This window comes from Ruegeria sp. CDSA077, assembly GCF_059612265.1.
On the sequence record NZ_JBXWQG010000019.1, the window covers coordinates 1 to 13118 of the forward strand.

Annotated in this window: 10 protein-coding genes and 3 pseudogenes; 7 read left to right on the top strand and 6 right to left on the bottom strand. The window is 55.8% G+C overall.

Features of this window, described 5'->3' with window-relative positions:
• From AC2FLE_RS20270 to AC2FLE_RS20280, 3 genes and pseudogenes are all read left to right on the top strand, one after another.
• Nucleotides 1–158: pseudogene (locus AC2FLE_RS20270) on the top strand (IS6 family transposase); the annotation flags it as partial.
• Nucleotides 159–467: 309 nt separating this feature from the next.
• Nucleotides 468–1199 (top strand): annotated as a pseudogene (locus tag AC2FLE_RS20275) (IS6 family transposase).
• A gap of 321 nt (nt 1200–1520) precedes the next feature.
• On the top strand, nt 1521–2576 hold the full coding sequence (locus AC2FLE_RS20280) for a tyrosine-type recombinase/integrase (protein ID WP_496699385.1): 1056 nt from the start codon (nt 1521–1523) through the stop codon (nt 2574–2576).
• Between the two features lie 65 nt (nt 2577–2641).
• Here the strand turns inward: AC2FLE_RS20280 and AC2FLE_RS20285 are convergent, their stop codons facing one another.
• Nucleotides 2642–3748, bottom strand: a complete 1107-nt coding sequence (locus AC2FLE_RS20285; RefSeq protein ID WP_496699313.1) for a ParB/RepB/Spo0J family partition protein — start codon at nt 3746–3748, stop codon at nt 2642–2644.
• Nucleotides 3745–5052, bottom strand: coding sequence for an AAA family ATPase (locus AC2FLE_RS20290; protein ID WP_496699314.1), 1308 nt, complete (start codon nt 5050–5052; stop codon nt 3745–3747). Before AC2FLE_RS20290 ends, AC2FLE_RS20285 begins: the two co-directional genes overlap by 4 nt.
• A gap of 458 nt (nt 5053–5510) precedes the next feature.
• On the opposite strand from AC2FLE_RS20290, the gene AC2FLE_RS20295 reads away from it, so the two are divergent.
• On the top strand, nt 5511–6194 hold the full coding sequence (locus AC2FLE_RS20295; RefSeq protein WP_496699316.1) for a DnaA N-terminal domain-containing protein: 684 nt from the start codon (nt 5511–5513) through the stop codon (nt 6192–6194).
• Nucleotides 6195–6472: 278 nt separating this feature from the next.
• Here the strand turns inward: AC2FLE_RS20295 and AC2FLE_RS20300 are convergent.
• Nucleotides 6473–7533 (bottom strand): annotated as a pseudogene (locus AC2FLE_RS20300) (tyrosine-type recombinase/integrase).
• A 49-nt stretch (nt 7534–7582) separates the two neighbouring features.
• On the opposite strand from AC2FLE_RS20300, the gene AC2FLE_RS20305 reads away from it, so the two are divergent.
• The gene (locus tag AC2FLE_RS20305) at nt 7583–8248 is read left to right on the top strand and encodes a DUF1403 family protein (RefSeq protein ID WP_496699387.1); all 666 of its coding nucleotides are present in this window, start codon (nt 7583–7585) and stop codon (nt 8246–8248) included.
• A 3-nt stretch (nt 8249–8251) separates the two neighbouring features.
• Nucleotides 8252–8845 carry an SMC-Scp complex subunit ScpB gene (gene scpB, locus AC2FLE_RS20310; protein ID WP_496699318.1) on the top strand — a complete coding sequence of 198 codons (594 nt, stop codon included), beginning with the start codon at nt 8252–8254 and terminating at the stop codon, nt 8843–8845.
• 161 nt (nt 8846–9006) lie between these two features.
• On the opposite strand, the gene AC2FLE_RS20315 is transcribed toward scpB, so the two are convergent.
• The 3 genes from AC2FLE_RS20315 to AC2FLE_RS20325 all read right to left on the bottom strand — a co-directional run bounded on the left by AC2FLE_RS20315 (nt 9007) and on the right by AC2FLE_RS20325 (nt 11810).
• Complete coding sequence (locus AC2FLE_RS20315) at nt 9007–9873, bottom strand: nucleotidyl transferase AbiEii/AbiGii toxin family protein (protein ID WP_496699320.1); 867 nt, start codon at nt 9871–9873, stop codon at nt 9007–9009.
• Nucleotides 9866–10483: a type IV toxin-antitoxin system AbiEi family antitoxin domain-containing protein gene (locus tag AC2FLE_RS20320; protein WP_496699322.1), complete on the bottom strand. Its 618-nt coding sequence runs from the start codon at nt 10481–10483 to the stop codon at nt 9866–9868. Before AC2FLE_RS20320 ends, AC2FLE_RS20315 begins: the two co-directional genes overlap by 8 nt.
• Nucleotides 10484–10691: 208 nt before the next feature.
• Nucleotides 10692–11810 (bottom strand): peptidoglycan-binding domain-containing protein, encoded by a 1119-nt coding sequence (locus AC2FLE_RS20325; protein ID WP_496699324.1) that lies wholly within the window; start codon nt 11808–11810, stop codon nt 10692–10694.
• A 488-nt stretch (nt 11811–12298) separates the two neighbouring features.
• Between AC2FLE_RS20325 and AC2FLE_RS20330 the strand changes: the two genes are divergently transcribed.
• On the top strand, nt 12299–12994 hold the full coding sequence (locus AC2FLE_RS20330) for a hypothetical protein (protein ID WP_496699326.1): 696 nt from the start codon (nt 12299–12301) through the stop codon (nt 12992–12994).
• The last annotated feature ends 124 nt before the right edge of the window (nt 12995–13118 follow it).

The window sequence follows — 13118 nt, forward strand, 5'->3', positions numbered from 1 at the left end:
TTATCAAGCGTCGTGTACGGCATATGTGTGGGTTCAAATCGTTCAGATCCGCATCAGCCACTTTGGACGGCATCGAAGTCGCCAATATGATCCGGAAGCGGCAATTCTCAAGTGATACGACTTCTGGCTTTCAGCTATTCGCAGAGATCGCAGGATAGGTGTATCCAGTAAGTCGCTGACTTTGACCGTTCCAAATGTTTGCGACACATCCGGGCCCGATTCAATCCGGCCCTCTTTTGGTGATCCTCCTCCACTGTAGTATTCCGCACCAATAGTTAGAAATCAGAGGATTTGGCCTTCTCCCCTTGTTCAGACCACCCGCCTGGAGACTTTCCGGGGGTTGAGACTCAGGGTGCTTGTAGCATGTTTGAGCCATTCATCAGAGAGATCGATGGGTTGTTCCCGATCGCGCGGTGAGGGCGAACTTCGTTGTGGCACCGTAAAGTTATAGCACGACCTTTGTTGATATTCGATGGGCCAGCAAGACCAAATTCAGTCGCTCTTCCCTTTATCGCCGCCATCGTTTTCCCCCAAACGTGATCGCCCACGCGGTTTGGCTGTATGTCAAGTTTCCACTCAGCTTGCGCATGGTCGAAGATTTGTTGGCCGAGCGGGGCATCATCGTCTCGCACCAAATGATCCGCATGTGGGCCAAGAAATTCGGGCGTGAGTACGCAGCCGACATCCGCCGCAGATCGGCAGGCCAGTTTGATAGCAAGTGGCATCTCGACGAGGTTGTGATCACGATGCGCGGCAAGAAACACTGGCTAAGGCGCGCAGTCGCTCAGGTCGGTTTTGTCCTGGATGTGCTGGTGCAAAACCGCCGCAATGCAACCGCGGCCAAGCGCCTCATGCGCTAACTTCTCAAACGACTGGGATCAATTCCACGCGTCATGATCACAGACAAATTGCGTTCGTACGGGGCAGCAAAGCGCAAAACTATGCCCGATCTGGAACACTGATCGCACAAGGGGCTGAATAACCGAGCGGAGAATTCCCATCAGCCAACACGACAGCGAGAAAGGGTGATGAAACGATTCAAATCGCCGGTGCAACTGCAGCGTCTTGTTTCCGTCCACGATCCCATCGCAAACTTGTTCCAGCTGCCTCGCCACGAAATGACATCTACTAAATTCCGGGAAATGCGATCACTTGCTATGCAAACCTGGCGCGAAATCGCACGGATTCCAACAACGTAATCCAACGATCCAGGGAATTCCCCAGCCTCGGTCAGTTAAGTTTACGGTGCCATGACCGGCAGTCATTCACGCACTAATTCCGAAAGCGTCAATGGTCAAAAGTTTGCAACAGAACCGTTGAAGCGATGAAACGGAGATAGAGCAATAGCTTTAGGCGAAGAGGGAAACTCCTGTGAATCAGCGCATATTATCACCTAACGCGCAAATTCTTTAAATTATGACTTCTACCTTCACATGTTGGAAATTGTTCCATTACACTCGATAAGTATCCCTTATCATGTTTAATTGATTTTCAGCAGAATCCGGCGTAAATTGGTGCCCATGAAGCCCCCTGCCCCATATATCCCCACCGCCTCCCCTGCTCTCTCCGCTGCCGATCAGGAGGCGCTGACAGATCTCTATGTGCGCGGCACACCGGAGAACACGTTAAGAGCCTATGAGCGCGATCTGTTGTATATCACCGCCTGGAAATCCGCACGCTTTGGCACGGCGCTGGACTGGCCGGAATCCGAAGCCACCGCCCTCGCCTTCATACTTGATCACGCGCGTGACCTAAGCGACGCACTGGAAACGGATGTTGCCCATGAAACCGCCGAAGCGCTGATCATACAAGGGTTGCGCAGATCCCTCATCTGCCAGGCCCCCTCGACACTGGACCGCCGTATCGCCTCCTGGCTTGCGTTTCACCGGATGAAGAACCTGACCAGCCCCTTTGGTGCGCCACAGGTCAAACAGGCCCGGGCCAAGGCGCGCCGGGCGGCCGCCCGCCCCCCTGCCCCAAAATCGCAGCACCCGATCACCCGCGACGTGCTGGAACAGCTGCTCGCCACCTGCCGCGGTTCACGTCGGGACTGCCGCGATCGGGCCATCCTGATGCTGGGCTGGGCCTCGGGTGGTCGACGCCGCTCGGAGATCACCGGGTTGATGCGCGAAGATGTCTCTCTCAAGGAATTCGACGACAAAGGCCTCATCTGGCTGTCCCTGCTGGAGACCAAGACCACCCGCAAAGGTGAGACGCCACGTTTGGTGTTGAAGGGCCGCGCAGCACAAGCCCTGGCGCACTGGATCGAGGTGGGAAAGATCGGCGACGGAGCGCTGTTCCGACCGATCTCGAAAGCCGACAGGGTATTGATGCGCCGCCTCAGCCCAGATGCGATCTACCAGATCGTCAGACACCGATTGAAACTGGCGGGCCTGCCAGACGGCTTCGCCTCGCCGCACGGGCTGCGTTCGGGCTTCCTGACCCAGGCGGCGTTGGACGGTGCCCCAATCCAGGCCGCGATGCGCCTGTCGCTACACCGATCGATGGCCCAGGCGCAGAAATATTACGACGATGTGGATATTGCGGAGAACCCAGCGACGGATCTATTGGGGTAAACCTTTGAAACACAAAACGCCGGGTCAACGACCCGGCGCTAGAGTTTTCAACAACGATCCAAATCTTACCCGCGGGTAAGATCGTCGTCCTCTTGCAAAGCGTCGATCAGCGTAGCGATTGCTTGCTCCAACTTGGCACGATCGACCCGGGTGAAATCCAGATCATACCGCAACTCGATCCGGCCGGTTGAGGCTGAGCATTTGGCCACCCCTGCCCTGCCCGATACCTGAAACGTGGTTTTCGCACGGCGGGTCTTACCAGCACCTGGGGTAGATGTTTTTTTGGGATCACTAATGCCCGGCTCTACAAACGACCGAAGAATGGCGACCTCGCGCGGTCCATCCCGGTCTGGTTCAGACATTACCACAGTACTTACATGACGGATCAACCCGGGATCAGTGTCGAGTTTGCGCTTCAGTTCGACTCCTAAGTTGCGCGGGATGTCATTGGGATACTTTAACACCTTATCCAGCATCATCAGCAAACTTGCAAAGGAGCGTATGTAGCTCCGTTTAGTATAGCTGGCGGACTTGAAAAGAACCGCGACCGCCTTGTCTACGTCCGGACACTCATTTGCCGGGTCCAGTGCATAGGCTCGCGCCAAAGCGCCCATCTCGGCAAAGGAAATACCCTTACGGATCAAGTTCTCATCCACCATACGCCGGTAGCTATCATTCACATCAGCTGCTTCGGAAACACCGGCAGGGATTCGGGCATAGGTCTCGTCACCGGTTTCTTCATGTAAAGACTTGAAAGCCGACAAACGGCGCATCCCTTGAATCAATTCGAACTGTCCATCAGCGCGACGCTCAAGCCGAATAGGATTGGACAATCCGATATCTCGGATCGACTCCCGCAATTCTTCAAGCTCGGGATCAGGTCCGGCTTTACGGTCGCGTGTCAGTTTTTCGGTAACAACATCCGACAAGGCAACATGTTCAATCACCAAGCCTTCAGACCGAAGCCGGACTAGCTCATGCGCCAGTCGATCGTTCTCTGCGCGGATTGTATTTTCGGTCGATTTCTGGTCGCGCAGTACATCAGCATTTTCAGAGATCGCTGCCGCCATTGGCCCACGACGCTTTTCCAATGCCTTGTCCGGCTCCTTGCCAACTGGGATATCCTCCATCGCTGGCATGTCGATGTCAAACATTCTGCGTTTGCGGCTCATGCGTCATCCTCCAGCTTATCCCAGGCCGACAGCATCACGCCCCGGAATTCCTCATACACATTGTCAAACGTCGAGCGCGCGCGGCGCCAGGTTTCGCGGGTCATTTCACGATAATCCATCTCATAGACGGAGCTTAGGAAGCGACCGGATTGTTCTACAGCCCGGGTCATCTCAACCGGGTGCTCCGCGACATGCTCGCCGAACACTTTCCTGAAGGCGTCGAACATCGCAAGATGAAGCGCGTTGCCTGGCTCATACCGAGTCAATAGAAAGCGCAGTTCGCAGAAAGTCTTAGGCAATCCGATCTTACCCGTGGGTAAGGTTTTGTCGAACCCATAGGCAAGGTCCTCCAACGCCTCGGCAAGTTGACCGATGAAAGACGTTGTTGAATCGTACTCCCAATACCCCGGACCCGAAGGCACATAGAGCATATCCGCAGCAAACACCGCATTCATAGATTGATAGCCAATTGCAGGCGGGCAATCGAATAGGATCAGGTCATAGGCATCATCTGGAATCTGATCCAGATACCGGGATACAGCGGCAAAAAAGGACCACTCGGGGTTTAGATGTCTGTATTGCGCCGAGGCAAATTCGACAAAGGCAGCGTTGGCGCAGGACGGAACCGCATCGATTGATGACCACGAGGTCTGTTTGATGAAATCCGCGATCCGCAGATCACCCAGGCCCAAATCGGTAATCGCTGGCGGCAACTCGCGGCGGGGCAGGGCGGTGCCGGATTCGGCGGCGGCAGGACGGATGTTCATCCGTTCGGTTTCACGGATCAGGTCGCGGGCCATAATGCCCCACACGGTGAAATCCTCAGCCACATCAGTCAAACCCATGGAGTGGCTGAGTGTGGCCTGCGGATCAAAGTCCACCACCAAGACTCGATAGCCGTCCAGCGCAGCGGCGTGGGCCAGATGTAGGGCAACAGTGGATTTTCCTGCACCACCTTTGAAATTGGCGACTGCCGCCCGAATGGCACGCTTGCCTACAGGCCGGGGCGGCATCAGGGATTTGCGATTCACCTTGAGTCGCCTGCGCAGTTCATTCACCTCTTCCAGACTGAACCAACGCTGACGCCCATCAGGCTCCACCTCACCCCCGGGCAGAGAGGGATCCGCTGCCAGTTTACCGCGAAAAGTTGATTGATTGACGCGAAAGATCAGCTCGGACACCTCCCAGCTTGAAAATCGGCGGAGCGTTTTTTCCATCTCGGGGCTAAAGGTCTGCTGGCGAATCCAGCCCTGCAGTTTGAGGGACTGATTGCGCAATGCGTTTAGGTCTTCGTGCGTGTACATGCCTCGGGTCTCATTAGTTAGGACGCTATTTGTTATATGTTTCTTATTTACGCCTGATTTGCGCTTTAGGCAAAACAAATTATTATGAGACTGCGATCTTACCCCTGGGTAAGAAAACAGGGGTTTTCACCGCCGGAATCGATTCGCTCAACCCATCGGCTCACAAATGGTGAAGATATATGTCCTCTTGCAACATTTAGGGGGACGTCACATATAGAATTGCTCTATATAGGGGGACATAAGTTGACATATGGGGGTCAAACAAGATGTCCCCCATCACCAATACTTCACCATTTTTCTTTTTGATTGTAGAATTGGGCCAAGTCGAAAATCAGTCTGTGCTTGACAGAATCGTTGCTTTGGACGCTAATCAAGTAATAATGATGAAAAGCGTTGGCAAATGACGCAAAACCAGCGATACCCCATCGCTTGAGGCAGACAGAGCAACGAGAATAGACATGCAGGCTGCAAAACCCGTCGGGCGAAATGCGCCCGCGCTGAAATATGACATTCTCTCGGCGTTGGCGGCTCATGCCTTGTCCGGGGACAAGCACCGTCAGCGCAGTATTCTTCGTATCATGGTTCTGATCACCACACGCTATAATTGGCGCAGCAATGAATTGTCGATGGGGCGAGAAGAGATCGCCCGGCTTTGGTCCGTGAATGAGCGGACGGTAAAACGAGAAATGGCAAAGCTGAAGACCATGGGTTGGATTGCTGTAAAACGTCCGTCTGCTCGGGGGCGCGTTGCGGTTTACGAGCTGGATCTGAAACAGGTTATGGTCGACACGACTGAAGTTTGGCCAATGATTGGGCGCGATTTCCAAGCTCGAATGACGGACGAGTCAGCCGAGGAAACCAACATTGTGCCGTTTAAGGTCAAGGCCACAGCACCGGACACAACAAACAAAGATGTCTGGGCACAGGTACAGTCGATCCTGCATGGGCGCGATCCTGAATTGTGGAGCAGTTGGTTCCAACATTTGACCGAAGCGAGGAGGGCAGGGGGCGTCGTAACACTGATAGCGCCCACGCGTTTCATGGCAGACTACATTGCCCAGAAATGGACCGGGAGATTGCTGGCCGCCTATAGCCGCGTGGACCCCGAGGCCAAGAGCATACGTATTGACACCACAGAATAATGGTCTTGGTCACTAAATGGCTGGCAAGGTGGAGAAGGGCGGCGCATAACCGTGAGTTCTTTAGGTCGGCGGCTTAGTTGGGTCACTCCCAGTACTACGACTGACAGGTCTGAAGTTTTGCTCCAGAACCATCGTTCTATTGCGACACTACCGGTCCGGGATTCCGTAGAAATTGGCAATCTCCGACATCAGAGAGTCCCGCAGGTAGAAGGTTTGGCTGAGCCGGGCGCGGCCAAGGTCTTCGAGACCTTTCATGGAACCGGATTTTTTGCATCCTCTCAGCGCCCCGCCGCTTTGGTCAGGTTCACGCGGAAGCGGTCGCGGCGACGCTGATAACAGCGGGTCATTTCGGCGGACGCGTGACCAAGCTGTTTCTAGACATAGCGCTCATCGACCTCAGCCGAGCTGGCCAGACCCGCGCGCAACGAGTGGCCCGAGAACAGGGCGAGGCGATCTTTCTCAGGTAGGTCTGACCGAATGCTGCTTTTCAGCAAGGTGGTTTTGATAAGACGGGCGACGTGTTTGTCGCTGAGCCGAGTTTCTAAGGCTTTCTTGCCATCTCGCGTGGTTCGGACAAATACCGGCCCAAAATTGATTTTGGCGAAATGCAGCCATTGCTCGCGCGCATGCACCGGACAGGTCTGGTCGGAGGACCCGCGCCCGATCTCAACCTCGTGCCAACCGGTCTTGGCGTTGAGTGTGAGCAGGGTGCCGCCGGTTTTGCCTTCGATGATCTTAATCCAACCACCGGTGTCCATGGTGTCGTCCTTGCCAATATCCAGGCTGACAATCTCGGAGCGCCTGAGTCCGTCGGCAAAGCCCAGAAGCAGGATCGCCCGGTCACGCATCCCGCGCAAATCAAAGGGCAGGGTGGCCACCATCATCAGAATATCCCCCGCCAGGATCGCCTCTTTCTGAACCGGTGGGCGCGCATGTTTGCGTTTGATGCCCGCGAGCACCGCGGCGATGTGCCTGTCCTTACGGTCAAGGGTAAAGCCGCACTGCGCGTAATTCCAGGCTAGCCCCGAAAGGCGGCGTTCGATGGTCGAGACCGACAGGGGTCGGTGTGCCGACTGCGATGGGGGCCCATTCGTCGGGGCAACAAGCTCGGTCAGGTAGAGGCCAATCATCTGCGGGTCGGGGCAGGGTGCCGAAAAAGGGTCCTCCCCCTGGCGGCGGCATAAGCCTTGTTGGTGTTTTCGGCCGTTGAGGCTTTGGCGTAGTCGCGGGCGGTGTCGACCAGTCGATCGAGCGAGCCGGAACCTGCGACATGGGAGGGCAGAGCAATCGGATTGCTTCTAGCTTGATCTCTCTCGTCTCCGTCGTTTTGTTGGCTCATCTTAGGGGTCTCCGAAAATTGCGCGTACGAGCGAAGGGGGAGGCAGCGCATTTCGGAACGGGCTGCAGAGTTGCGGGATGCAGTAGCGTTTTTACGGCCTGGAGACGCTGCCGGTCCAGCGGGTGAGGTTTACCTGTCATGGCGACGGGCGGCGTGGCGACCGCGCTCGATCAAGGCCCTGCATCGCGCTCTGCCGGAATTGGATCTGGACCAGATCGCAACCTGGCTGGACGCGGGGCAGGGGGCACCGATCCCTGGAGCCGCGGCCGTGCTGCAAGCTGTGGTCGAGGATCGACCGCGTGATCCCATTACGGCGCTACTATTGGCCGACGCGGCTTTGGCGCGGGCGCTCGGATGGACGCATGTCCTCCCGCTTCTGGCGCTTGGTCTCAAGTGCGGCGATCTGCGAAAGTCAGATGAGGAGTTTCGGTTGGCCTGCCATCGAGCGACTACTGCAGCAGTCGCGGAAGCGACAAGACAAGCCGCCGATCTGTCACACCGGGCCGCGCGATTGCGAGACGTTGCACACAAGCTGCGCCCCAAAGGAGCGGAGGAGGCTGTGGCAATGTTTCTGGCATCTGATGCTGTCGCGCCGACGGTACTCACCTCGCTGCGCTCCGACCGCGCGGCGCGGCGGTTTTGTGACCGTCTGGTGGACCTCGGCGCCATACGCGAACTCACCGGGCGCGACACCTTCCGGCTCTACGGAATCTGAGCAATGGCCAAGGACCACAAAGAAGAGGCGCTAGACCGGGAGTTGGAAGAATTGCCCGCCGAGTTGCGCTGGCGCGAATGGATGCGCCGGATCGAAGCCGTGCTCTTTGCGTCCGCCTCGCCGGTACCACGTGAGGATTTGGCGCGCATTGTAGGGCAGGGGGCGTCGGTTGACTTGTTGCTCGATGACCTGGTTGCTGATCTCGAGGGACGCGCGTTTGAATTGGCGACGGTGGCTGGCGGTTGGTTGTTGAGGACAAGGTCAGACTATGCACTGGCGATCCGCGTGGCAGCGGACGTTTGCGAACAGCATTTAGACCTGCGCGAAGTCGACGTCGCTGTGCTGGCCGCCATCGCCTATCACCAGCCTATCACGCGATACGGATTGAAGGACATCTTCGGCAAGGAGATCAGCCGCGATCTGATCGGCAGATTACATGCGCAAGGACTGATCGGGACAGGCCCACGTTCGCCGCGGCGCGGGGCGCCTTACACTTATGTCACGACCGAGAAGTTTTTGATCGCATTCGACATGGCGACTCTGCAGGACCTGCCCGACCGAGAGCAGCTCGAGGACGCAGGGCTGACGGAGGCGTGACACACAGTTCTGTCGCTCAGAATTTTGACTGTGATGAGTTATAGAAATGAATCCTATAACTCATAGGCGCGTTGCGGCGAAGCGCACTAACAGGGCAGCAAGGCAGTCACGCCGCGCGCGGTAGCCTGTGCCTGCTTGCTTCCGATGGAGGTCTGGTTTTCTCAGGTCGCACGACCGACGCGCGCGCAGATCGGTTCAAGCATCGCCCAGATATCATTGACGACGTCCGCGAGGCTCATGCCTTCGATCTCGGTGGCCTCGGAATAGGCGCGCCACTGAGCAGACTTTGTCGCGTCGCTGGCGAATGCCTCGGACAGTCCTGGCGGTCGCGCTTGCGGCACCTCCGTTTGACGTCGTTCAAAAGTCTTTTTGATGCTGGCCTGCAAACTGTCCAAATTGAGGTCCACTGCCTTCGGCAGCGCCCATAAGTCGTAGTAGTCCTTCATCCGACCGTTGATGATACCGAGTGCCACGATGGCCTGGAATTTCTCGGCGATGACCGTTTCGGGGGAATAGGCGCGCACCGAAGCGGACGGAAAGCCGAGCAGTGAGCCGTAGTCGAGCGCGTAGTCGGGGTTTCCAAGCGCGTCTCCGAACCCGACATCGATCGTGATCGGGATCCGCGTCTTTTCGAGAAAGGCAGTCGTCTTCAGGCGCATGCCGCCGTAGACCTGATCGTCCCTGATCGGTGCTGCTGTAAGGTTGGCGTCGTCAAAGATCAGGCCGTCATCTGCGTCGATTGCCAGAATCTCGGCAATGGCCGCCTTAAGGGTTTCCTCGTCCTCAGCACCGAACGACAGGAAATCTACGTCCCTAGTAAACCGGCCTCTGTCCTTGGTCCAAAGGGTCACAAGCATACCGCCTTTCAAGACGAAGCGGTCGCGATGTGCAGATATGGACAAGCGGTAGATGAGCCGCTCTAGGCCAAAGGCCACCAGAACGACGTCAAAGGCTTTTTCTTCCGTTCGCGCAAGGTTCAGAAGCCTTTGGCGCACCGAAGCCGCGATGTTCTTGGGTGTGTCAGCCATTCGATGTCACGGCCTCGAGGTAGGGGCGCATCTGGTTCCAGGCACCGTAGGTCCGCGCGGCCTCAGCAATCGCCGATGGTGTCGCCTTTCGCTGTTCGATCGCGGCCTTGAGCGCCTCGATTCCGACCGATCGATCGACAAGGCGCTGGTTCCGGAACGCGTCCGCAAGCGTCTTGGGAATCGTGTACATCCTGAGCGTTGTCCCACCCACCGGGTGCTCCTCGACGCCGCCCGAGAAATAGGGTTCGCGGAACCGGACGGTTCGGATCTTCGGATATGTGATCTTCGGCTCCCAGTCATTGGCGCCAATCGCGATCCAGACACGACGCGGCAGTTGATCTGTGATGCCGTGAAACGCCAGTGCCGACGTGAGGCAGATGACCGCATTCGGTGCCCGCTTGGCGACTTCGATCAGAGTCTCGTGCGTGTTGGGCGCGCTGTCGGGCAGGCCGTAAAGCCCCCGACCAAGCCGAAGGATGTCTCCGGACCGCACCGAACGCGAGATTGTTGCCGCCGAGACACCAACACCCTCAAGATCCCGTGCGCGTGCTGGCGCATGGGATTGCAGATATTCCAGGAGGCGTTGCCTCTGTGTCAGAACACGGACCACTGATAGGTAACCTCAGACAAATGTAATTCTAGTCCGAGGTTTTCTAACACAACTTGGCTGATGTTGCCAAGACTATGGAACATTGGGCATTCAGCCACCCTTCTGCAGGGAGGGCGGTTTCCGGACTTTCGCTGCATATTTGTCCGAGGTCTGTGATACACAGATAGGCGTGACTGCGTTCCGCCCCACCAAGGCACTCCCGAAAGATTTACGGCAACTTGGATAGAGTCCTCAACGGACCTTCCAGCGGGTCGCCGTTGTCACTAAAACGGGTTACATCTTCGTAGTGGGAGTAGAAGGTATCAACGGATACACCGAAGGCACTTTCAAATGCCTCTTTCCATTCAGCGCCTTGCCCTAAATTAGCATAGAACGTCGCGATAGCTGGGTAGCCATATAGGTCTATCAAATCTATCGCGCCTACAGTGCCCGCCCGATACACTTCCGGCTTACGGGATTGCACTACTCGCTCGTGCTCTAATTCGGATAGTTCAGGAAAGCGATTTTCCAGACGCCTATAGTTGACGATGCGATAGTCCCAATCTGGCGTGTTTAGCGCGACTTTGTTTCCAAATGCTTGTGCGATACCTTCGGCGAGCCAGACTGGTCCATGACGGTTGAGAATCTTATCAGCAGAGTGTCCGACGTTAATCGCACCACCCAACTGATACTGGAGCAAATGGGTGGCTTCGTGCGCGACAAAAAAGTCTAGCCAAGTCTGCTCGATATTCGCTTGAACCTCCGGATCGTCAGAAACACAAATCCACATGAGTCCGGGAAGGACTCGCCCTGAGATCCCTCGAAATGAGCCACAAGCATCTGCAATGGAACTAGAAGTTTCTCGATGTTCTACTTGTGCGTATTCAGAAATAAGCGCCTTCAGCTCAGAAGTGCCGCCAACGACGATAGTATCTCGCCCCGCCAATTCTGTCTGGAACACTGCTTTCATGCGTTTGTAGGTGTAAGCGACTGAATCCTCAATACGGTTGCGCATTTCGGTGCTTACAGACGGGCTAAAGACAATCTGGTAGTTCTGGGTTTCATTTGCGGGCCAGAATTCTCTTAAGTTCGGTTCAATCAAACCAATTTGGCGGCAAGTTGCATTTCCTAAGGAGAGGTCGAGGGTGTGTTCAGTTACTCGCTGCTTTTTTTTCTGAAAGCCATCCAATGCCTCCCGGGTTTTCCGACCGGGTTGACCATCAATTGGCCCGGGATCAAAACCAGCAGCTGTTAGTTGACTTTGAACACAGCGAGCGCCCTCGACTAATTGCGCCGTAACCACTGTCGGCAAAATCGCCACGAGGAATGCTAAAAACAAGGAACGCAAGCTGAATCTCCTTCGTAATCGCTTTGGGCGAGCTTACTTCGCGTGCACTATTGCGCAAGACCTTACTCGGGCACCTGAACCTGCTTTGCACTGCCAGCGTATTTGACCAGTTCGACCGCCATGATGGGTTCTCATGGGCCCACTCGAAATACTCCATACAGGCGTTTTCGAGCGCTTCGGGCGTCTCAAACTTTGGCTTGGTACCGGCTGAGCTTAGCGCCATCCGGAATCTATTGCCCGGAAAGAAGCGACCAGATTCGTCCTGGTCGTTTATTATCTGCCATTCGCCACTTAGTCCTGAATGTCTGGAATATGCAGCTCGCGACGTGCTGCACATGCGAAAAGCCTAAGTTTGGCCGACGGCGGCAAAGGGCTGCGAGCTGCATGTCCCGCACATAGCAAGACCAAGGAGCGAACCCAGTTCTGCAGACTTGAACCGTACTGTCAGAGCAACCATTGTCGGATCTGTACTTTCAGTGTGGGGTAGCATGCCTAAGCAAGCGGACAGACAAAAGAAAGAGGAAGAATATTGGGCTTGCCAGGCTGCACTCAAACTTGACGAGCATTGGGTACTTGTTCCGCGAGAAACACCTGACTTCGAAGTCATTTCTTCAGCTGACGAATTTGGCTTGGAGGTTACCGAATGTCACATCGGACCTGATAGCAGTAGAGGTTCGACCAGGCGCGCTGCGGAAGGTAAAAATCGAAAATTTCTAGAGGCGGCGAGGCGAAAGTATGAGTGGGTCTCCGAAGTATGCCTCAATCTAAAATACCTTGGCCCTGTGAACGACCTGGCCATGGAAGAACTCGTTGACGCGTTGCTAGATGCCTCATTGGAAAGGTTAGAAGTTTTTGCCAACAGCGTCGAAATAGTTTTCGCAAGCGGTAAAGCCTTGGTCCGTCGTACCACAAATCCCCATTGGATTTTGATTCGTGACCATGTTGGCTGGGTTTCCCAAAACGGAGAGTTCCTTCAGCGGGAAATTGACAAGAAAGCTCGTAAGCTCACGAAATACCGGGAAGCGTACGCCGACATTCGCCTGCTTGTGGTTCCGAACCGCATCCTTAACAGCGGGAAGCTGTTGCTTAAGGAGAGATTTCGACCTGATCTTCGGGGTTTCGACGCCGTGTATTTCTTTTCATATCCAGACCGCGTGACACCTTTTTACTTACAGAAGGACTGATCGGGTCGCTACTTGGGCATCTGGTTTGAACAGCCCCTTTGGGCTACGACCTGCCGAATGCGCCCACAGCACCGAGCCCACGCCAGAACGACCGCTCAGGGCTCTTCGATCTGTTGATGCCTGC